The organism is Synechocystis sp. PCC 6803 substr. PCC-P (assembly GCF_000284455.1).
Classification (GTDB): Bacteria; Cyanobacteriota; Cyanobacteriia; order Cyanobacteriales; family Microcystaceae; genus Synechocystis.
The window spans coordinates 183,363-202,548 of record NC_017039.1; the positions used below are offsets into that span (position 1 = coordinate 183,363).

General features: G+C 48.9%; 18 protein-coding genes and 1 tRNA gene. 12 read left to right on the forward strand and 7 right to left on the reverse strand.

The window, feature by feature from the left end; translation table 11 throughout:
- The first annotated feature begins 130 nt into the window (after nt 1-130).
- Nucleotides 131-487: an iron-sulfur cluster assembly accessory protein gene (locus SYNPCCP_RS00865; RefSeq protein ID WP_010871376.1), complete on the forward strand. Its 357-nt coding sequence runs from the start codon at nt 131-133 to the stop codon at nt 485-487.
- A gap of 85 nt (nt 488-572) precedes the next feature.
- On the opposite strand, the gene SYNPCCP_RS00870 is transcribed toward SYNPCCP_RS00865, so the two are convergent.
- The 4 genes from SYNPCCP_RS00870 to SYNPCCP_RS00885 form a co-directional block, all read right to left on the reverse strand.
- Nucleotides 573-1,562, reverse strand: a complete 990-nt coding sequence (locus tag SYNPCCP_RS00870) for a DMT family transporter (protein ID WP_010871377.1) — start codon at nt 1,560-1,562, stop codon at nt 573-575.
- Nucleotides 1,563-1,605: 43 nt separating this feature from the next.
- On the reverse strand, nt 1,606-2,274 hold the full coding sequence (locus tag SYNPCCP_RS00875; RefSeq protein WP_010871378.1) for an HAS-barrel domain-containing protein: 669 nt from the start codon (nt 2,272-2,274) through the stop codon (nt 1,606-1,608).
- A gap of 135 nt (nt 2,275-2,409) precedes the next feature.
- Nucleotides 2,410-3,192: an ABC transporter ATP-binding protein gene (locus SYNPCCP_RS00880; protein WP_010871379.1), complete on the reverse strand. Its 783-nt coding sequence runs from the start codon at nt 3,190-3,192 to the stop codon at nt 2,410-2,412.
- Between the two features lie 46 nt (nt 3,193-3,238).
- The gene (locus SYNPCCP_RS00885; RefSeq protein WP_223211321.1) at nt 3,239-5,530 is read right to left on the reverse strand and encodes a mechanosensitive ion channel family protein; all 2,292 of its coding nucleotides are present in this window, start codon (nt 5,528-5,530) and stop codon (nt 3,239-3,241) included.
- A gap of 235 nt (nt 5,531-5,765) precedes the next feature.
- Here SYNPCCP_RS00885 and folK point away from each other — a divergent pair, with 235 nt between their 5' ends.
- Nucleotides 5,766-6,353 (forward strand): 2-amino-4-hydroxy-6-hydroxymethyldihydropteridine diphosphokinase, encoded by a 588-nt coding sequence (folK, locus tag SYNPCCP_RS00890; RefSeq protein WP_010871381.1) that lies wholly within the window; start codon nt 5,766-5,768, stop codon nt 6,351-6,353.
- Between the two features lie 164 nt (nt 6,354-6,517).
- Here folK and SYNPCCP_RS00895 read toward each other — a convergent pair.
- Nucleotides 6,518-6,591, reverse strand: a tRNA-Pro gene (locus SYNPCCP_RS00895).
- Nucleotides 6,592-6,670: 79 nt separating this feature from the next.
- Here SYNPCCP_RS00895 and SYNPCCP_RS00900 point away from each other — a divergent pair.
- A complete protein-coding gene (locus SYNPCCP_RS00900; protein ID WP_010871382.1) occupies nt 6,671-7,456 on the forward strand; it encodes a DUF429 domain-containing protein in 786 nt (261 codons plus the stop codon).
- On the opposite strand, the gene SYNPCCP_RS00905 is transcribed toward SYNPCCP_RS00900, so the two are convergent.
- On the reverse strand, nt 7,453-8,457 hold the full coding sequence (locus SYNPCCP_RS00905; protein WP_020861379.1) for an alpha-E domain-containing protein: 1,005 nt from the start codon (nt 8,455-8,457) through the stop codon (nt 7,453-7,455). The two genes, SYNPCCP_RS00900 and SYNPCCP_RS00905, sit on opposite strands and share 4 nt — an antisense overlap.
- A gap of 316 nt (nt 8,458-8,773) precedes the next feature.
- Here SYNPCCP_RS00905 and SYNPCCP_RS00910 point away from each other — a divergent pair, with 316 nt between their 5' ends.
- The 5 genes from SYNPCCP_RS00910 (at nt 8,774) to SYNPCCP_RS00930 (ending at nt 12,943) form a co-directional block, all read left to right on the forward strand.
- The gene (locus tag SYNPCCP_RS00910; RefSeq protein ID WP_010871384.1) at nt 8,774-9,421 is read left to right on the forward strand and encodes a Uma2 family endonuclease; all 648 of its coding nucleotides are present in this window, start codon (nt 8,774-8,776) and stop codon (nt 9,419-9,421) included.
- A 98-nt stretch (nt 9,422-9,519) separates the two neighbouring features.
- Nucleotides 9,520-10,944, forward strand: a complete 1,425-nt coding sequence (gene lpdA, locus SYNPCCP_RS00915; RefSeq protein WP_020861380.1) for a dihydrolipoyl dehydrogenase — start codon at nt 9,520-9,522, stop codon at nt 10,942-10,944.
- 3 nt (nt 10,945-10,947) lie between these two features.
- A complete protein-coding gene (locus SYNPCCP_RS00920) occupies nt 10,948-11,439 on the forward strand; it encodes a CRR6 family NdhI maturation factor (protein WP_010871386.1) in 492 nt (163 codons plus the stop codon).
- A gap of 57 nt (nt 11,440-11,496) precedes the next feature.
- Nucleotides 11,497-12,255 carry a HEAT repeat domain-containing protein gene (locus tag SYNPCCP_RS00925; protein WP_010871387.1) on the forward strand — a complete coding sequence of 253 codons (759 nt, stop codon included), beginning with the start codon at nt 11,497-11,499 and terminating at the stop codon, nt 12,253-12,255.
- 67 nt (nt 12,256-12,322) lie between these two features.
- On the forward strand, nt 12,323-12,943 hold the full coding sequence (locus tag SYNPCCP_RS00930) for a flavin prenyltransferase UbiX (protein WP_010871388.1): 621 nt from the start codon (nt 12,323-12,325) through the stop codon (nt 12,941-12,943).
- Between the two features lie 118 nt (nt 12,944-13,061).
- On the opposite strand, the gene SYNPCCP_RS17270 is transcribed toward SYNPCCP_RS00930, so the two are convergent.
- Entirely contained in the window at nt 13,062-13,202 is a 141-nt protein-coding gene (locus tag SYNPCCP_RS17270) for a hypothetical protein (RefSeq protein ID WP_158299065.1), read from the reverse strand.
- 46 nt (nt 13,203-13,248) lie between these two features.
- Between SYNPCCP_RS17270 and SYNPCCP_RS00935 the strand changes: the two genes are divergently transcribed.
- The 4 genes from SYNPCCP_RS00935 to SYNPCCP_RS00950 all read left to right on the forward strand — a co-directional run bounded on the left by SYNPCCP_RS00935 (nt 13,249) and on the right by SYNPCCP_RS00950 (nt 19,163).
- Nucleotides 13,249-13,629: a hypothetical protein gene (locus SYNPCCP_RS00935; protein ID WP_010871389.1), complete on the forward strand. Its 381-nt coding sequence runs from the start codon at nt 13,249-13,251 to the stop codon at nt 13,627-13,629.
- Nucleotides 13,630-13,709: 80 nt separating this feature from the next.
- Nucleotides 13,710-14,195: a universal stress protein gene (locus tag SYNPCCP_RS00940; RefSeq protein WP_010871390.1), complete on the forward strand. Its 486-nt coding sequence runs from the start codon at nt 13,710-13,712 to the stop codon at nt 14,193-14,195.
- Nucleotides 14,196-14,270: 75 nt separating this feature from the next.
- Nucleotides 14,271-16,823, forward strand: a complete 2,553-nt coding sequence (locus SYNPCCP_RS00945; RefSeq protein ID WP_020861381.1) for an EAL domain-containing protein — start codon at nt 14,271-14,273, stop codon at nt 16,821-16,823.
- 219 nt (nt 16,824-17,042) lie between these two features.
- Nucleotides 17,043-19,163 carry an EAL domain-containing protein gene (locus SYNPCCP_RS00950; RefSeq protein WP_010871392.1) on the forward strand — a complete coding sequence of 707 codons (2,121 nt, stop codon included), beginning with the start codon at nt 17,043-17,045 and terminating at the stop codon, nt 19,161-19,163.
- The last annotated feature ends 23 nt before the right edge of the window (nt 19,164-19,186 follow it).

Here is a 19,186-nt window from a genome sequence, read left to right on the forward strand (position 1 = left end):
CCAAGACCCAATTGTTGCCATAGGGAATTTCCGCCCACAGCCTCCCCCGTTGTCGCTAAGATGGAAACTAAAGCTGTTGAATTTACTTTTAATTTTCCTCTAACTTTTGCATAGGAGTTCAAGCCTAACCATGAGCCAAGCCACCGCTACCCAAGCCAAAGGCATCCAACTTTCCGATGCGGCCCTCAAACACCTCCTGGCCCTGAAAGAACAACAGGGCAAAGATCTTTGTTTACGGGTGGGGGTACGTCAAGGGGGCTGTTCTGGCATGTCCTACATGATGGACTTTGAAGAACCGAACCGGGCAACGGAACATGATGAAGTGTTTGATTATGAAGGTTTTCAGATTATCTGCGACCGGAAAAGTTTGCTATATCTCTATGGTTTAATGCTGGACTACAGCAATGCCCTCATTGGTGGAGGGTTCCAGTTTACCAATCCTAATGCTAATCAAACCTGTGGTTGTGGTAAATCCTTTGGGGTTTAAATTTTCATTCTAGTTTTGGCGATCGAACGGTAAAAACACCAGAAAAAATTAGGGTAGGAGTGGTGGCTCCTGCTCTTTTTTTTTGCTATTTTAGGGAATTTTTTCCCGTACTGGGACTAACTTTTTCGTAGTTGAGCAAGGCAATGCTAAACGTAACTAGGCATACCCCGAAAATTTGGATATTGGTGAGGCTTTCTTGAATAGCTAATCCTGCTAGCACCACCGTCAAAGCGGGATTGGTTGCCCCAATAATAGCCGCTCGACTAGCACCGATTAAATGGATACCCCAGTTATTGAGCACATGGCCCGCCAAAGTAAATAAAGCGGACAACAGGGAACCAATGGTGATGGCAAGCCAGGGTAAATTACCTTCATGGGGTTGCCAAATGATTAAACAAAGAATGGACAGAATTAACGTGGTGGCAAAACTGATCCAGGTGAAGGGAACGGGATGGAGTCTTTGAAAGCTCCTTTGGGCAAATACCGTATAGCCCGCATAGACAATGCCCGAAGCAATGCCTGTGCTAACGCCCAAAACTAAAGTTTGTTGCTCGCCACCGTAGGCATAGGGAATGGTTAAAAATGTGCCGATTAAAGTTAAACCAATCACTAACCAACGCAATAAACTGGGAACATCGTTAAATAACCGCCATGCTAATAATGCAGTAAAGATTGGGTAAGTAAAAAATAGAGTGATGGCGATACCAGTGGGAATAAAGCTAATGGAAATGTAGAGTAAGACTAGGTAGAGAAACATTAAAAATCCACAACCCATGGCCTCCCAAATTACCGGACGATTAACTGGTTGTTTTAGTTGATTAATTTCCCGCCAAGTATTGCCATAAAGGCGTTGGGAAATTAAGGCCATGAGAGGCACAACCCAAAGCATTCTCAATAGTAGAAGAAGAAAGGAGTGGCTCAGGGTAGGGGTCACGAAACCGCCAACTTGCCAAATGCCCAAAATATTTTGCTGGGAATATAAAATCCGGACAATGACGTTATGAAAACAAAAGAAGATAGCGGCCAGGAGGACTATCAATAGTCCCATCAGATTAACATTAGATAAAATTCGCATAATTCTTTGGTGCCGCTACTCCGAAATGGGACCATCGTCGTCCCTAAAAATGAACTTGACCAAGGATATGGCGTAGGCGATCGTAGTCATCTTTGAGGAGCAAACTAAGGTGACGGCCGACGGTTACTAGCCAGGCCCGATCGCCTTGGCGGAGAAGATAAATTTCCCTGAGGGCGGCGGCAATCAGGGCATCCACAGGGGCATCGCTAATTTGCAAAAGAATCCGCAAAAAATCAGGGGAATTAGTAAATTCCATTACTTCTTGGCGATCGCACTGAAACACAGCTTGGTGAATTTGGGGTGGACGAGGCGGTAAATAGTGAAACACCCTACCGGAGATGGGACCGCGACCATTAATACCCGACTCTCGGCTCTGGAAACCCACGATCGCCGCTTGAAATTCCGTGGTTAACATGGCAAAAATTTGAGGCTGCTGTTCCCGCAGTTCCCCCAGGGAAAGACCTAGGGCCCTGGCCCGATGAATGGAATCGATGGGCATGGTGGTGGCATAACTAACCACCGCAAAAATGGTATTACCAGAATCTTCATCTGTGGCCTTCACCCAACTACCAAAGGCAGGCATGGTGGGAAAATTCAATTCTTCCGGTTCCAGACATTGGGCTAAAAAGCCAGTGGTGCTGGTTTCAATTACCTCTGCAATATGGTGGGGATGGCGTTCATCAAGGCTAAATTGAACTGGTGACGAGGGCATAAAACTAGCAAAATCAAAGAATAATTATGAGATTTAAGAATTAATTTAGAGTTATCGAGATTTTACTAAAGCTGATTTAAAATTAATTAGATTGAGATTAAATTAAAACTTCATTAAAACAAGTTAAAGCAATAATTAACTAATCGGGCCATCAATGCTACCGGAGAAAAATTGCTTCAATAAAGGGTGCTCAGATTTGTAGGCATCCGCTGTGGAACCATCCCACTGAATTTTGCCATCGTAAAGAAAAATAATCCGGTCGGTGGTGTTATCAATAGTACTGAATTGGTGGGTAACAATTAGGTAACAACAACAAACATGATCTTGGCTGAGCAGGTGACGAATTAAACTCTCAATTCTAGTGGATGCCACCGGGTCTAACCCAGCGGTGGGTTCATCGTAAAGCAAAATATTTTTATATTGCTGATGTTGTTCCGGATTGATGACGATCGCCCGGGCCAAACTGACCCGTTTACGCATGCCACCGGACAATTCCGCTGGGAATCGATCGCCAATGCCCGGCAAGCCCACCAACTCTAAATTTTCTTCCACAATGGCCCTAATTTCCCTCGGCCGTAGGTCTGAATCTCGGTAGAGGGTAAAGCCGACATTTTCCGCCACAGTGAGGGAATCAAACAGGGCCGATTGCTGAAACACTAAACCCACCCCTAAAGCTTTTTCCCCTTCTTCAATGGAACGTTGACGGCGATGGCCATGGACGATTACCTCGCCGCTGTCGGGGGTGAGTAAGCCCGCCACAATGCGCAAAATAGTTGATTTGCCCGTCCCCGATGGCCCAATTACCCCCACTGCTTCCCCTGGGTAAATTTTCAGGTCCACATCATCGAGGATCACTTTTCGGCCAAAGCTTTGGCTCACGCCGCGGAATTCAATAATGGGCTGGACTGGTTCACTCATGGGCTTTTGAACGAAAGGAGGTGGCCGGCATTAGTAGAGTTAGAGGCTAATTATATTCCTTGGGAAAATTTGGCCCCAAGGCGATCGCCCCGGGAGAGTGATCAGTTTTACCATTGCTATGACTACTTTTTTGACCGTGGTGATGGTACACAATCCTTTGCTGGGGGGCACCCAGGGCAATACCAGCCAGCTCAAATGCCTTTTTCATCCTGAGACGAAATTCTCGACCCACGGGCCAATGTTGCCCTGCTTGGGTTTTAATCCACACCTGGAGCCGAATGCCCTTAGAGGCAATGTCATCCACCCCCAAAATAGCGGCCGGTTCCAAAATTTTCTCTTGCCAAAGTGGATCCTCCCGCATTTGTTCAGAAACTACCCGAATTAAATTGAGGGCTTTATCCACATTGCTGGACTGGTCAATTTCCACAATAAATTCTGCCCTGGACCAGTCCTTGGTCAAATTTTGGACTACGGAAATTTTACCGTTGGGAATGGTGCTCAAACGGCCTTCGGGGCCCCGCAACTGAGTAATGTAAATATTCATATTTTCCACCAGACCAAACACATCCCCAATTTGCACCACGTCACCAATGGCATAGCGGTCTGTCCAAAGAATTAGCGTGCCATTGAGCATATCTTCTACCACGTTGCGCCCCAGAAAAGCTAGCACAAAGGCAACTCCGCCAAAACTAGCTAAGACCAAAGGATTAATGCCAAATAGCCAAATGGTGCCTAGAATACCGAGAATGGTCAATAGTACTGAAATTCCTCCCTTGATGGCCGGGGAATAGGTCATAACCCTAAGGGTGTAACGGTTAGAATGCTCATTATAAGATTGCTGTTCCTTCGCCCAATTATTGAGCAAACCATCGACGAAAATACCGCACACCTTATCAATTAAAGTTACCCCGATCCAAAGCAGGGGAAAATACATGGCTTGGCCAATAAATAGCAAAGTAAATGGCCTGGTGGAGGGAAAAACATAGACGATGAAGGCTCCCACAATAAAAATGCAGGAAATTTGGAGCCACAACAAAATCCAGCACATCAACACAGCCAAGTTGCGACGTTGTTTGAGCAGGGTTTGTCGCCGTAAATTTGAGCTAGCTAAATCACCGATGTTTTGCCAGGCATGGTTAACCCGGTCCCTGACTTGATCAGCTAGGGGCACATATAGGGGAAAATTCCGCTCCTTGGACGGCGATCCATGGCCATTTTGTCCTTCTTCTCCTTGGCGATCGGGGCCAAGTTCTGGAAACTCCGAAACTTCTTGGCTGGCTAGGCGTACTGATTCTGCACTTTCTGCCTCAATGTCTTTGGTGATGGACTGGGCTAAAACTTTTAACTCTTGACGTAGATAGCGGTCCCGACGGTAAAAGAAAGAGCGAATTAAACCCATAATCGTGACGATCGCCAGGGCCACCACCATAAAGGCGCCACTGATGTAATAGCGGTCCCAGGGATGTTGACGATCCAGTTCGTGTCCCCATAAAGCTTTATCAAAACTACTTTGTATTCTGTCACGCCATTCATGGGCTAGTAGATTGATGGGCTTGCCATTAATAATTTCGTCAGCCTGGTTGACCGTAACAATGGTTTGCTGAGCTAGGCCAAGGCTTGGCTGACTAGGCACAAAAATTACCGTCTCATTGTTCTGAATGCCCACTTCCACATTGGGAGTAAAGGGATGGATTTCGTCAGCGGCCACATTAGCCAAATTAGGGGCCGGAGAAGAAATAATCCGGATGGCACTCTGGGGAGCGTTACGAAAAGAAGTGGTAGGGGTTCGCCGCTCCACTGAACTGCTTTCCTGGTTGTTTTGGTTAATTTCGGGCGCGGTGGTGGTGGAGTCTCGGGAGTTAGGGGGAGCGGGGCTTGTTCCCGGCCAATTACTTGGGTTGGAGTGATAGCCAAGGCGAGATTCCCTCAGGTCAAACACCTTGGAGCGGAGAAACTGCACGTCCTTCTCGGGAATTTCCACCGTATTTAAGCTAATTAACCGAGAATAGATCGAATTAAAAATCGATTCCACTTGCTTAGCCCGATTTTCAATGGCCTGGGCGGCCGCTTGGGAACTTTCCTCTGGATTGGGAATTAAACCCACAGTGAAGGTGACCTGGGAACTGCCCTGCAAAAACACATCACTGCACCAGAGCCGGCCACAACGTCTTGCTTTATTGGTATCCCACCAAGGGGTGCTAGAAGTATTCTGACTGCCATTGTTTCCCCCCGAAGAAAGGGTTATTTGCGCTGTAGCAGGGGGGATGAGCACCGCTAGGGTGAAGGCCAAGAGACCCAGCAGAATCAGACGCTTGACGGTGGCAAATCGGCAACCCATAGGCATGTTGGGGTTTTTGTAACGTTTTCGTAAAAATTCACCGCCATCTTAACAGTGAGTACACTTCCGAAATAGTCAATATAAACTATTGTTGTTCTCTGGGTTGGCGATTGGGGTGAAAATCGGTTTAGACTCCGTGACAAGCCTGACAAATCCCTGGAGTGGCCAATGATGTCTGGGAGCTTGGGGTTAGAAGTTTTTGGTAGGATAGAATCGATTGTTTGTCCCTATTTCTATGGCTCCTGTCTCCCCCACAGATTTTCCGCAACAATGCCATGGGGCAGTGGTAGGCTTGGGGGGCAATATTGGCCCAGTGCTGGACAATCTCCAAGGGGCGATCGCCGAGTTGGCCTTGGTAGCGGGCATTGAAGTGGAGCGCTGTTCTAGTTGGTACCGTAGCCGAGCTTTTGGGCCGCCGCAGCCCGACTATATCAATGGCTGTGTGACGTTACGGGTCAGTTTATCCCCCCCAGAGTTGTTGCAAACTTTACTGGCGATCGAGCAAAAATTTGGCCGCATTCGTTTGGAAAAATGGGGACCCCGCACCTTAGATCTGGATTTAATTTTCTACGGCGATCGCCAATTGGAACAGGCTAGACTGACCATTCCCCACCCGCAAATGCAATACAGACCATTTGTGCTAGTTCCCCTGGCGGAAATTGCCCCGGACTGGGTTGATCCTCGGTCGGGGAAAACCATTATTCAACTAATTGAGCAGGTGGATTGCACTGCGGTTTGGCCAGTGGCTCCAGGGCTGGAACTAGGGGGGAGTCTGGAACCAGAGCAAGTTTTTGCGCCGGGTGCTGTGGCGGTTCACGGATAACATTGTGAAGAGTGCTCCACAAAAACATCCTTGACCGGACGGAAAACTTCAAAAAGCATTGAGTTACAACATTATTCAATAGTTCACTGCCAAGCCAATGGTCACCATGGGAAAAGCCTCCCCTGGAAGCTTATAATGCTTACAGAGAAGGCTTTTCAGCTGAATCGGAGCGGCGGGATTTGAACCCACGACCCCCACTACCCCAAAGTGGTGCGCTACCAAGCTGCGCTACGCCCCGAATTTCACAGACCCTAATCTTAGTCCTCCCCTGTGGCCCTTGGCAAGTTTTTTGGCAAATATTTTCGAGTGTTTATTTGATGAAATTTATTGGCATTGATTTGGGTTGGCGTTCTGGGGAGAGTGGACTATGTCGTTTGCAACTGCAATCAACCCCCACTGGCGATCGCCTAGGGATTGAAGACCTTACCTGTCGCTTGAGTTTGGAGGAAATTTTCGCCTGGCTGGACAAAGGTTTAGGTGAAGCGGAGGGAGTCATGGTGGCGGTGGATGCTCCGACCATTATTCCCAATCAGACTGGGACTCGTTTGCCCGATCGCCTGACCCATAAATATTTTGGCAAGTACCATGCGGGTTGTTATCCGGCCAATTTGGGCCGACCTTTTGCCGAAAGAACCACCGGAGTGGGCAAATTACTAGAAGAAAGGGGGTTTCTCCATGCCCCGGAGATTCAAGCCCAACGGCAAGGGCGTTACCAAATTGAAGTATTTCCCCACCCTGCCATGGTGCAACTTTTTCAGCTAGAGCGGATCATCAAATACAAGAAAGGGAGTCTAGCCAAAAAAAGACAGGGTTTGCTGGAATTACAGTCCTACATTGAAAATATTTTGCCCCAACTAACCCCGGCTCTGGACCTTACCCTCCCCCCTGGTATGGAACCTTGGCGATCGCCATTGACCTTGAACGGCAAGGAATTGAAACACCAGGAAGACCAATGGGATAGTTTAATTTGTGCTTATATTGGCGCTTATTGGTGGTACTGGGGTCGAGAACGGAACTGGGTTTTAGGCGATGAAAGTACGGGCTATATTGTGGTGCCCACCTTAGGTGCTGACCAACCCGTACCGGATGCAGAGAAAAACTAAAAACTAGCTAAGGATTGCTGTTGGGTCTGACCTTGACTTTGCACTGGCATGGGCGACAACACCGGCTCATTGACAAAGAACGTCTGGGCCATTTTAACCCCCACTTCGTTTACCCTAGCTTGAATCTCCTCCAGGAATTCGTGTAGCCCTTGGCTAATAACATCTTCGATGGTGATGTAGCCCATTTCTCCACAAAGTCGACCCAGGGCCCTCTCTGCCTCATTGCGCCAGGAACCGAGGGGCGTACCAGTAACTTCATGCAATGACCGTTGTACTTGGAGTAGACAAAAATGGATAGAACGTGGAAATTTGGGGTGCAAAATCAGAAAGCTGGCCACGTTGGCAGGGGTAATGCGCCGCTGGCTCTTGCGATACATTTCGTAAGCACTGGCGGATTTGAGTAGGGCAATCCATTCCACCTGATCCAGGGGAGTGCCGACCCATTCCACCGAAGGCAGCAGGTAGTAATATTTCACGTCCAAAATGCGGGCGGTTTTGTCAGCCCTTTCCTGCAAACGTCCCATCTGGCCAAAATGCCAAGCTTCGTTATGGGTCATGGTGGCGTCCATAATGCCGGCAAAGCGATGACTAGATAGTTTCACCCGCGCAAAAAAGTCGGCAATGTTGGCCGGAGGGCGATCGCCAGCTTCTTTGACCATAAGGTAAAAGCGATTAATTTCTTCCCACATCTCCGAAGAAATAATTTCTCGAATGGAGCGGGCATTTTCCCTGGCCATGTTCAGGCAGGAAAGGATGGAGTTGGAGTAATGCTGATCAAAGGTGAGGAATTGGATCACATTAGCCTTGGTGACTTCGCCGTAATGCTGTTTGAAAAAGCTCAAATCCCCAGTGGTCATAACCAAAGGCTCCCACTGCTGTTGGGCACCGTAGGGTAAATCCAACATTAGGTAAAGGTTCACATCCACAAAGCGAGCAATATTTTCCGCCCGTTCGATGTAGCGGTTCAGCCAGTAAACGGAGTCAGCAACACGGCTTAGCATAATTTTCGGTTTTTTCCAATTACGGATCCAGGGCCTATTGTACAAAGCCGTTGGTGGTTCAATATGTTGCCATTCTGACGAAATTGTCGAGGCTTTTCCCCTGTATAAAAACCTAGTCCGCCCTAAAGCTCCCACTTCCCCCCTGGCGATCGGGTCTTTGTGGAAACTGCCGGCTCGGCCAAGCTTGGGGAGCAATACTGCAGGTGAAGCAAAAATAACGGTTTAGACTACCAGGGAGAAGGAAAAACAGTGAAAATGCCAAACTTTGATGGGGTGTTAGAATCGGGCCACATTTGAGCGTTTGGAGCCCCAGGCCATGACCGCCGCCCTCGACCAAATCATTGTTTATCCCGATAGTGATGGACAACCAATGGCAGACAATACCCTACAGTTCCGTTGGATTGTACTGATTAAGGAAAATTTGGAATGTGTTTTTCGAGATAATCCAGATGTGTTTGTGGCGGGGGATTTGTTGTGGTATCCGGTGGAAAGACACCCAGAAATACGGGTTGCCCCTGATGTGATGGTGGTTTTTGGTCGGCCTAAGGGGGAGCGGGGTTCCTACCAACAGTGGCAAGAAGAAAATATTGGGCCCCAAGTCGTGTTTGAAATTTTATCGCCGGGTAATAGGTTAAAGGAAATGGCAAAAAAATTGGTCTTTTATGACCAGTACGGAGTAGAAGAATACTACATTTATGATCCTGAACGAGTTGATTTTACGGGATATGAGCGGCAAGGGGAAAATTTGGTTGTGATTGAAACTATTCATGATTGGGTCAGCCCCCGTTTAGGAATACGTTTTGTCCTAACCCAAGAACAGTTGGAAATTTATGATCCCCAAGGAAATCGTTTTTTGACAACAATAGAATTTTCGGAGCGGGCTAAGATTGCGGAGCAGGAAAATGAACGGTTAAGGGAGTTATTACGACAGGCCGGTATTTCTGATGGATTGGGGTCGAACTAATCGAAGACAATGGGCGATCGCCAGGACGGGGGTCAACTTTCCAGAGGTTGCCCTTAACCCCTAAACTAAAGTCTTGACAGATTGAGGTGCAAGCAACGATGAGTCAGGATTTTGATTACGATTTGGTGATTATTGGCGCTGGCGTTGGCGGCCATGGGGCTGCTCTCCACGCCGTTAAATGTGGTCTGAAAACCGCCATCATCGAAGCTAAAGATATGGGCGGCACCTGTGTGAATCGGGGTTGTATCCCTTCCAAAGCTCTCCTCGCCGCCTCCGGTCGGGTGCGGGAAATGTCCGACCAAGATCATTTGCAACAACTAGGTATCCAGATCAATGGCGTTACCTTCACCAGGGAGGCGATCGCTGCCCATGCCAACGACCTTGTGAGTAAAATCCAATCTGACCTGACCAATAGCCTCACCCGTCTCAAAGTCGATACCATCCGGGGTTGGGGTAAAGTATCCGGCCCCCAGGAAGTGACGGTGATCGGGGACAACGAAACCCGCATTCTCAAAGCAAAAGAGATCATGTTATGCCCAGGCTCGGTGCCCTTTGTGCCCCCCGGCATTGAAATTGACCATAAAACTGTCTTTACCAGTGATGAAGCAGTGAAGTTGGAAACGTTGCCCCAGTGGATTGCCATCATTGGTAGTGGTTACATTGGCTTGGAATTTTCCGACGTTTACACCGCCCTCGGTTGTGAAGTGACCATGATTGAAGCCCTGCCGGATCTGATGCCAGGGTTTGATCCGGAAATTGCCAAAATTGCCGAACGGGTGCTGATTAAATCCCGGGACATTGAAACCTATACCGGCGTATTTGCCACCAAAATCAAAGCAGGTTCCCCTGTGGAAATTGAACTCACCGACGCCAAAACAAAAGAAGTGATTGACACCCTGGAAGTGGATGCTTGTTTAGTCGCCACTGGCCGCATTCCTGCCACCAAAAATTTAGGGCTGGAAACGGTGGGAGTGGAAACCGATCGCCGGGGTTTCATTGAAGTTAACGACCAAATGCAAGTGATTAAGGATGGCAAACCGGTGCCCCATCTCTGGGCGGTGGGAGATGCCACGGGCAAAATGATGCTGGCCCATGCCGCTTCTGGCCAAGGAGTGGTGGCAGTGGAAAATATCTGCGGCCGCAAAACTGAGGTGGACTACCGAGCCATTCCGGCGGCGGCCTTCACCCATCCTGAAATTAGCTACGTGGGTTTAACGGAAGCTCAAGCCAAAGAGCTAGGGGAAAAGGAAGGATTTGTGGTTAGTACGGCCAAAACTTACTTTAAGGGGAACTCCAAAGCTCTAGCAGAAAAGGAAACCGACGGCATTGCCAAAGTGGTTTACCGCCAGGATACCGGGGAATTATTGGGTGCCCACATTATCGGTATTCATGCATCGGACCTAATCCAAGAGGCGGCCCAGGCGATCGCCGACCGCAAATCAGTGCGGGAATTGGCCTTCCATGTCCATGCCCACCCCACCCTGTCGGAAGTGTTGGACGAAGCGTATAAACGGGCGGTTTAAACCATGGTCACCATCACCGTTACCCCAGAGCAACTGAGTAGTTTGGACCTTTCCCCAGTGCAATCGTGGCTGGAGCGGGCCATTAGTCTTAACCTGAATCGCATTGACGAATCTGCCCTGGCCACCATCGAAAAACAGGTACAGTTCGACATTCAATTTGCCAGGGAAGAAGGCGATCCCAGGGAATTATCAGAGATTCCCGAAGTTCGTCTGTGGTTTATCCGTCTAGATAGCGTTTATCCCTGGTTTCCCCTGTGCTTGGATTGGCAGGCCGGGGAATTTACCAGGTATGCTGCCATGCTGGTGCCCCACGAATTCCATCGGGTGGATGGCATCCAGTTCAATCCTGAAGCTCTGGATCTGTTCATTATGGGTAGGGTATTTGTGTTAGCGGACTGGTTAAAAAAATATCAACTCCCAGCCCAGTTCCGCCTCAAGTCCTTGGCTCAACTGTTGGGCTACGATTTGGACGACAATTTTTTGGCCCAGTTGTAGAGGAGTTTGCAAATAGGACGGACTAACCCCGGCCCCTAGCCTAGGGGGGGAAATTTCGTGAGAAAATATGGAGCTATGCGTAACCAAGATGATCTGCTACTGGAGGATTCCTGGGTTGATCCCCTGGATCAATTAGATGACGACGTAGCCCCTCCACCTCCGGACCCTGATGAAATGTTGGTGCTTCTGACCAGTAGAGAAGCCCCACAGAGGATGCTGGCGGCCCGGGCTTTTTGTGAAATTGCCGATCGCCGGGCGGTGGAGCCGTTGATCAATTTATTAGGGGATAGCTGTCCCCTGGTGCGGGTGAGTGCGGCCTATGCGTTGGGGCGTAATACGGACCCGACCATAGTGGAACCGCTAATTCAAAGTTTGCAAACAGATTTCAATGGTTATGTCCGCAAGGGATTGGTCTGGGCCTTGGGAAATTGTGGCGATCGCCGGGCTCTAGCGCCCTTGATCCATGCCCTCAAAACCGACATTTCCGCCGTGCGCCTCTGGAGTGCCAGCAGTTTGCCTAACATTGCCAAATTGGCCTACGAAGATGTTATTGCCACCATTCCCCCGTTGATTGAGGGACTGAGGCGGGACAAGATGGCCGCTGTCCGCAGTAATTGTGCCTGGGCGGTGGGGCAACTATGCCGGGAATTGCCTTCCAATGTGGTCTATGCCACGGCGATCGATGCCTTGCTGGAAGCCCTAGTGGAAGATGAAGATTTTGGCGTCAAGGAAGATGCCAAATCCGCCCTACTGCGACTGGGGGACGCCCGGGGACTACAGATGATTGAAGACCTGGAAATGGACGGACTGATCTAATACGTCGATTGGTTTGTAAAGATATGTAAAGGGAAATAATTAAAAATTAACTAAAAATCAACACACCATGGCACAACCTTTGATTTTGGGGGTCAGCGGTGCCTCTGGGCTAATTTATGCCGTCAGAGCCATCAAGCATTTACTGGCGGCGGATTACACCATCGAACTGGTGGCTTCCCGAGCCAGCTACCAAGTTTGGCAAGCGGAACAAAATATTCAAATGCCAGGGGAACCCTCCGCCCAGGCAGAATTTTGGCGCTCTCAGGCTGGGGTAGAAAAGGGTGGCAAATTGATTTGTCACCGTTGGGGAGATGTGGGGGCCACCATTGCCAGTGGTTCCTACCGTTGCGCCGGCATGGTGGTGCTGCCCTGTAGCATGAGCACCGTGGCTAAATTGGCGGTGGGCATGAGTTCCGATCTATTGGAGCGGGCGGCGGATGTGCAAATCAAAGAAGGTAAACCCTTGGTGGTGGTGCCCAGGGAAACGCCCTTAAGTTTGATCCATCTGCGCAATCTCACTAGTTTGGCCGAGGCTGGAGTCCGCATTGTGCCCGCCATTCCCGCTTGGTATCATCAGCCCCAATCGGTGGAAGATTTAGTGGATTTTGTGGTGGCTAGGGCCTTGGATCAATTGGCGATCGACTGTGTGCCCCTCCAGCGTTGGCAAGGGGGTATGGAAGGGGAGTGACGGATTTACTTAGGCTCTGAGGGTAAGTCCTTCTGATGAGTCGATTATGAGGGAAGTGTAAGTCCAAATCCCCCAACCTTGCCGGAGCTTTAGTGAAAATAGTTGGGGGACAAAGGCTTTAGTGATCGCTCGGTGCGCCATGGTTGGGATTAGCCGTTAAGCTAGAGAAAAACCGCCCAGTGTCGGCGGCTGTGGGCAAAGTTTGGCATTGCCGCCAGAAAAGCTGACGGGAGGTGGTTAATTGATAAGCGGTTGTCAAGCGGTTTGTTCTACAGATTCTTACCCTCCACCCAACTGTAAACACCATGGCAAGACGTAAAAAAACTTTTCCCTGTGGCCATAAGGGTTATGGTCAAGAATGTCATCGCTGTGTGCAAAAACACATTGACCAAGAGGAAAGGAAACATTCCCGCGACGCTTGGAAAGCCACCTTTGCTGAAGATCCCATTGATCTGACCCATCTACCCAGAAATGTGGTGCTCAAAGCCAGACAAATTCTCGCAGGTTTGGCCAATCAACATGACTACCGTGAGTTTTACGGCAAACGTCTTAGGCATGATCGCCTAGTGATCAGTATTCCAGTTACTAGACATTACCGGCTTATTTGTCAGGACGATGGCGATCGCCTAGAACCAAAAGAAATCGTCTCCCACGAAGATTACAATGTATGTAAGCCAGGGCATTGAGCAAATCCCTTGGTCTGGCGGAGAAACTGCTTAAATTTGCCTCAATTATTGCCCATTGCCCCAAGCCTTGGAGGGTTACCTTGTTCAATAGAATTCTCGTTGCCTTGGATCTGTCCCCCGCAGGTCAAGAAGTTTTAGAAAAAGGTTTATCCCTCGCCAAGGTCTATGGCGCTTCCCTATTGTTGCTTCATGTCCTGTCGGCCGAAGAAGAAGGTAGTCCCCTACCCATCCCCGTCAATATGGATGAAATTTACCCCGCCGTGGGTAATGAGTTGACCATGGAGGTGTGGCAACAGCAATGGCAAACCTTTGAACAAGAAGGGTTAGATACCCTGGAAAAACGCCGTCAGCAAGCACTGGCTTTGGACATTGAATGCCAGGCGGAACAAATTTTGGGCAGTCCAGGTAAAATTATCTGCCAGCGGGCCAAACAGGATAATAGTGACATCATTGTGGTGGGGCACCGGGGCCGGTGGGGACTAAGCGAAATTCTCCTCGGTAGTGTGGGGAACTATGTCTTTCACCACGCCCACTGTTGCGTGTTTGTGGTGCCAACTCCGGACTGAGAGGCGATCGGACCCTGAAGTTAACCGGCGATCTTCCCAAAGTTAAATAAAACCATCCCCTGAGCCATGCCATCCATGAGTAACGATTCCATTGTCCGCCACGTCCTGGTCATTGAGGATCAGAAATCTCGTCGCATTGTTTCCCTAGAAGAAAACACCTACGACATCGGTCGGGACCCCAGCAGTGCCATCCCTATTTACGATCGCCAAGTTTCCCGTCACCACGCAACCCTGATCCGGGTTAACGACTATCAGAATCATCAATACACCTATAGATTAATTGACGGTAATCTCCAGGGAAAACGCAGCACCAATGGCGTGGTGGTCAACGGTCAATATTGTCTTTCCCATGAGTTGGAGCACGGGGACGTAATTCGCTTTGGCAATCAGTCCAAAGCCAGCTACCACATTATGAATCTGACCACAGAATCGGAGGAGCAACCCTACGGAGCCGAACCTGTGTCGGTGGTGGCCAACCCAATCATGGGGGAAACCTATGTGGACCCCCTAAACTTTGCCATGGCTGACCACGGCTATGGAGAAGGGGCTGGATTTGACCATGAAGCGGTAGAAGTAGAGGAAGACTCTTCCTTTTCCACAGCGGTGGTCTATAACGATGAAATACCAGATGTCAGCCGCAGTGCTCCATTACCAAGTCATCGTCCACCGGCTTCCCTCAGCGAAAATAGTACCCAGTTAATTGTTGAGTTAACCACTGCGGGGCAGGTGATTTACGCCAACGGGGCAACCAAAGCCTTATTTCCGGAACTAATGGCCATCCAGGCCCAACATCCTCTGATCCAAGGCCTCTCAAATTTATCCCTCACCAGGGAGGGCTTGCAGTTGGAACGGGATATTGCCATCGGCCAACAAATTTTTCATCAGCGGATTTTCCTTGGGCCAGACCGAAGCCGGTTACAGTGCTACAGCGAGGACGTGACCGAGTATCGCAAAATGGAGCAGGGGTTAAATGATCTCCACCATCGTTTGCAAGCCTATCGGGAATATAGCGCCACAGGTTTTCTGTTGGTGGATGCCCGCACCAAAACTGTGGTCGAAGCTAACAGTGCTTTTTGCCAGTTATTGGGCTATGAGGAATCGGAGGTTCTCGATTTCACCCTTTATCAGTTGATCGCCGCAGAACGGCCGGTGATTGAAGAACTATTAATTAACCTGGAAACCCAAAACTATCTATCGGTACCAGAACTAGAGTACCGCAATCGGGAAGGGCAAACGGTACAAGTCAAGGGGGAAGTGTATCGCCTACCGTGGGAGGACAGGGAGGTGTACTGTTTTGTCATGCGCACTCCCCGGGGTCGCCAGGGGTATTCAGAAACCTTGGCTAACCAAGCGTTGTATGACCCCATTAGTAAACTGCCCAACCGGGTAAATCTACAAAAGGAACTATCCCTCGCCATCGATGCGGCAGCCCACCACCAGCATCTCATGGGGGTGATGTTCATCCATTTAGAAATTCTCAATCGCATTAACCAGGCCTATGGCTTTGGCTTTGGGGATGAAGTATTTATGGCCTTCCACGGGGCGATCTCCGACTGTATGCGTTCCGGAGATACCGTAGGGCAATGGGATAGCAACACCCTAGTGATTATTCTGGCCAAGATAAAAAGCCCCCAGGATTCCATTCGTCTAGCGGAAAGAATTCTAGACCGCTTGAAAAATCCCATAACCGTGCGAGAAAGGGAATTTATTTTTAATATTAACATTGGCATTTCCGCCTACCCCAACGATGGTAACCGGGCCGAAGATTTACTCTCTCGAGCCAACGCCGCTCTGCAAAAATTGCGCCAAACTGGTTTTAATCATTATCAGTGCTACGATCCGAAATTTAGCACCGCCGCCCTCCATCAAGCCCGCCTAGAAAACCTTCTTCAACAGGCGATCGCCAAACGGCAACTTACCCTGCAATACCAACCCCAAATCCATCTCCAAAGTGGGGAAATCACCGCCATAGAAGCCCTACTCCGTTGGGAACATCCAGAAGTAGGGGAAATTGCCCCGGGAAAAATCATCCCCATTGCCGCCCGTAGCAATCTCATTTTTGAACTCAGCGATTGGATTTTTCGCACCGCCTGTCAACAAAATTTGGAGTGGCAAAAGGATGGTTCACCCCCTCGGGCGATCGCCATTAATCTATCAGCCCGGGAATTTTATCGCCAAGACCTAGTGATGATGGTAGGTAAAACCCTAGAGGAAACCGGCTTAGATCCCCAATGGTTGGAGCTAGAAATTACCGAAAATACTCTGAGGCAACAACCAGCCAAGGCCCTGGCCATTCTCCAAGACCTCAAAACCTTTGGGGTTAGAATTGCCCTAGACGACTTCGGCCTAGGCCAAATGGGCATTGGTTTTGTCACCCAGTTTCCCTTCACCACCATCAAAATTCATCAAGGATTCATGGCCCGCTTGCGGGGCACCCCCCAGGAAATGGCCATTCTCCAATCCATATTTGCATTAAGTCAGGGCTTCCAATATCGTCTGGTGGCCGAAGGGATAGAAACCGATGCCCAACTGAGCTTGATCAAGCAACTACAATGCCAGGAAGTACAAGGATTTTTGTTGAGTCGCCCCCTGCGGAAACGGGAAATGGGACAATTTTTACAGAAATAATTACACCAAAACTAAGTCCTATCCCCACTTTTAAAACTAACCGCAACTTGCCATCATTGATGACCCGCCCAAACCCTTAATAAAGTTTGTCTAAGAAGTACGATCCAACCGTTAGGGGTTATGTCACACTAGAGGTAGGGTCGCAATTTAGCCAGATTTTGTCTCCATCATCGGGTCAAGATACATATTTCCCTTGCCCATCCGCCCATCCTTGCTGTTATGACTAACCTGCCTGAATTTCGACATATATTTGTGATCGAAGATCAAAAAGCCCGTCGTATTATTTCCTTGGACGAACCCACCTATTCCATTGGACGGGAATCCAGCAATGATATTGTCATTTACGACCAGGTAGTATCCCGCCACCACGCCACCCTAATTCGCATCAAACCCACCTCCCAAAATGAAGGTTATTCCTACCGGATTTTAGACGGGGATTTGGAGGGCAATCGCAGTACCAATGGTCTGATTATCAATGGACAGGATAGTGAATCCCACGACCTGCAACACGGGGATGTGATTTTATTTGGTAGTCAGTCCAAGGCTAGTTACTACATCGTTTCCACTTCCTTGGAAATTGCCATGTTCAACCCCCTGGAGGCCATGTCCTTAGAAGACTTGTCTCGCCAAAGTTTGGGGGAGTACACCAGTAAGTCCACCATTATAAATGAGCAGGAACAGGAAGCATCCCGTTTGGCCCCTAGTTCTGCTGATTTGGTGCGTTTTTCTTCCTTTGCTGAGCTTAGTCCCCATCCCATTGTGGAAATTGATTTCAATGGCAAAATTGTTTATCTGAATCCGCCGGCAAGTATTAAGTTTCGGGATATCAATGACCTAGGCGTCAGCCATCCTATTTTAGAAGGTCTGCTCAACCAAGCCCAAAATGTACGGGGCAATTTGCTTTTGCGGGAAGTGAAAAGTGGCGATGAATGCTATGAGCAATACGTCCATTATCTGACTGAAAATCAAATTATTCGTAGCTACTTAATTGACATTACCCGACGGCAACAGGCAGAAGATAGCTTGGCCCAACATACTTTCTACGACCCCATGACCGGGCTACCCAACCATGCTTTTTTTGAGGAGCAATTGGCGATCGCCTTGGCAAAGGTACAGCGAGATCAAAGTCGGCTGGCTATCCTGTTCCTCAATTTTTATAATTACGAGCGGATGATCAATGCCTTTGGACTAGGGTGTGGAGAAATATTGCTGAAAACCGTAGCCAAACGCCTGAGTCAGTGGACAGAAAAAAGGGGCTTGGCCTGCCGCTGGCAGGGAAAACAGTTTGCCATTTTGCTCAAGGAACCGGGGGACAATCAAGCCTTGACGGAAATGGTGAAGGAAATGCTGGCCATGCTGGAAGAGAGCATTGACGTGGCCAAACAAAAAATTCACCTCAAGGGTAAGGTGGGCATCGCCGTTTACCCCGATGGGGGTACTGATGGGGCTACCCTATTGAAAAATTCCCACACTGCTCTAGAACAAATTAAGGAAAAACATTTTGACTCCTTCGCTTTCTTTAACGAAAAGGCCGCCTCTAAAGCTAACCTGTTTTTCCGACTGGAAAACCTACTCTACGAGGCCCTGGACAAGCATCAGTTCTACCTAACCTACCAGCCCATCCTCCAGATAACTACAGGGGAAATTACTGGCATGGAGGCCCTGTTGCGTTGGCACCATCCCGAAATTGGCGAAATTTCTCCGGTTAATCTGATTCCCTTGGCAGAAAAAACTGATTTAATTGTACCCATCGGCGAATGGATTCTAAGGACGGCCTGCCAACAGAATCGGCAATGGCAAGGGGCCGGGATTCCCCCCTTACCTGTATGTATTAACCTCTGCCTCAACCAATTCCAAAATCCTCACTTGATTGCCAATATCCAAAGTATCCTAGAGGAGAATCAGTTGGAGCCCCACTGGTTGACCATTGAGGTGACTGAAAGCATCATTATGGACAACATTGATTATTCTCGCCGGGCCATCGAACAGTTGGCCACCATTGGTGTTAATCTTTCCCTCGATGACTTTGGTATTGGCCTAGGCACTCTGTCCTGCTTGCAACAGTTTAAGATTCCCGCCGTCAAGATCCACGAGTCCTTTATCAAAGATTTGGAGCAGAGTCCCGTCAACGAGGCGATCATTACCAGCATTATGACCCTGGGAAGAAAATTGGGTGTTCGCATCATCAGTGAAGGCGTAGAAACTCAACAGCAGTTGGAAGTACTACAAAAACTGGAATGCCAGGAAATACAAGGTTTTTGGTTTAGTAGGCCCCTCAAAGTTGATGCCGCGACGGAACTTTTGAGTCAAAATAAGATTAAGGCTGATCCTCTGGCATAACTTAGAATTAATAGATCCCAGAT

What these genes read in the sequence shown, in the direction of transcription:
- SYNPCCP_RS00865 (WP_010871376.1), top strand. Translation starts at nt 131, where the DNA reads ATGAGCCAAGCCACCGCTACCCAAGCCAAAGGCATCCAACTTTCCGAT.
- SYNPCCP_RS00870 (WP_010871377.1), bottom strand. Translation starts at nt 1,562, where the DNA reads ATGCGAATTTTATCTAATGTTAATCTGATGGGACTATTGATAGTCCTC.
- SYNPCCP_RS00875 (WP_010871378.1), bottom strand. Translation starts at nt 2,274, where the DNA reads ATGCCCTCGTCACCAGTTCAATTTAGCCTTGATGAACGCCATCCCCAC.
- SYNPCCP_RS00880 (WP_010871379.1), bottom strand. Translation starts at nt 3,192, where the DNA reads ATGAGTGAACCAGTCCAGCCCATTATTGAATTCCGCGGCGTGAGCCAA.
- SYNPCCP_RS00885 (WP_223211321.1), bottom strand. Translation starts at nt 5,530, where the DNA reads ATGGGTTGCCGATTTGCCACCGTCAAGCGTCTGATTCTGCTGGGTCTC.
- folK (WP_010871381.1), top strand. Translation starts at nt 5,766, where the DNA reads ATGGCTCCTGTCTCCCCCACAGATTTTCCGCAACAATGCCATGGGGCA.
- SYNPCCP_RS00900 (WP_010871382.1), top strand. Translation starts at nt 6,671, where the DNA reads ATGAAATTTATTGGCATTGATTTGGGTTGGCGTTCTGGGGAGAGTGGA.
- SYNPCCP_RS00905 (WP_020861379.1), bottom strand. Translation starts at nt 8,457, where the DNA reads ATGCTAAGCCGTGTTGCTGACTCCGTTTACTGGCTGAACCGCTACATC.
- SYNPCCP_RS00910 (WP_010871384.1), top strand. Translation starts at nt 8,774, where the DNA reads ATGACCGCCGCCCTCGACCAAATCATTGTTTATCCCGATAGTGATGGA.
- lpdA (WP_020861380.1), top strand. Translation starts at nt 9,520, where the DNA reads ATGAGTCAGGATTTTGATTACGATTTGGTGATTATTGGCGCTGGCGTT.
- SYNPCCP_RS00920 (WP_010871386.1), top strand. Translation starts at nt 10,948, where the DNA reads ATGGTCACCATCACCGTTACCCCAGAGCAACTGAGTAGTTTGGACCTT.
- SYNPCCP_RS00930 (WP_010871388.1), top strand. Translation starts at nt 12,323, where the DNA reads ATGGCACAACCTTTGATTTTGGGGGTCAGCGGTGCCTCTGGGCTAATT.
- SYNPCCP_RS00935 (WP_010871389.1), top strand. Translation starts at nt 13,249, where the DNA reads ATGGCAAGACGTAAAAAAACTTTTCCCTGTGGCCATAAGGGTTATGGT.
- SYNPCCP_RS00945 (WP_020861381.1), top strand. Translation starts at nt 14,271, where the DNA reads ATGAGTAACGATTCCATTGTCCGCCACGTCCTGGTCATTGAGGATCAG.
- SYNPCCP_RS00950 (WP_010871392.1), top strand. Translation starts at nt 17,043, where the DNA reads ATGACTAACCTGCCTGAATTTCGACATATATTTGTGATCGAAGATCAA.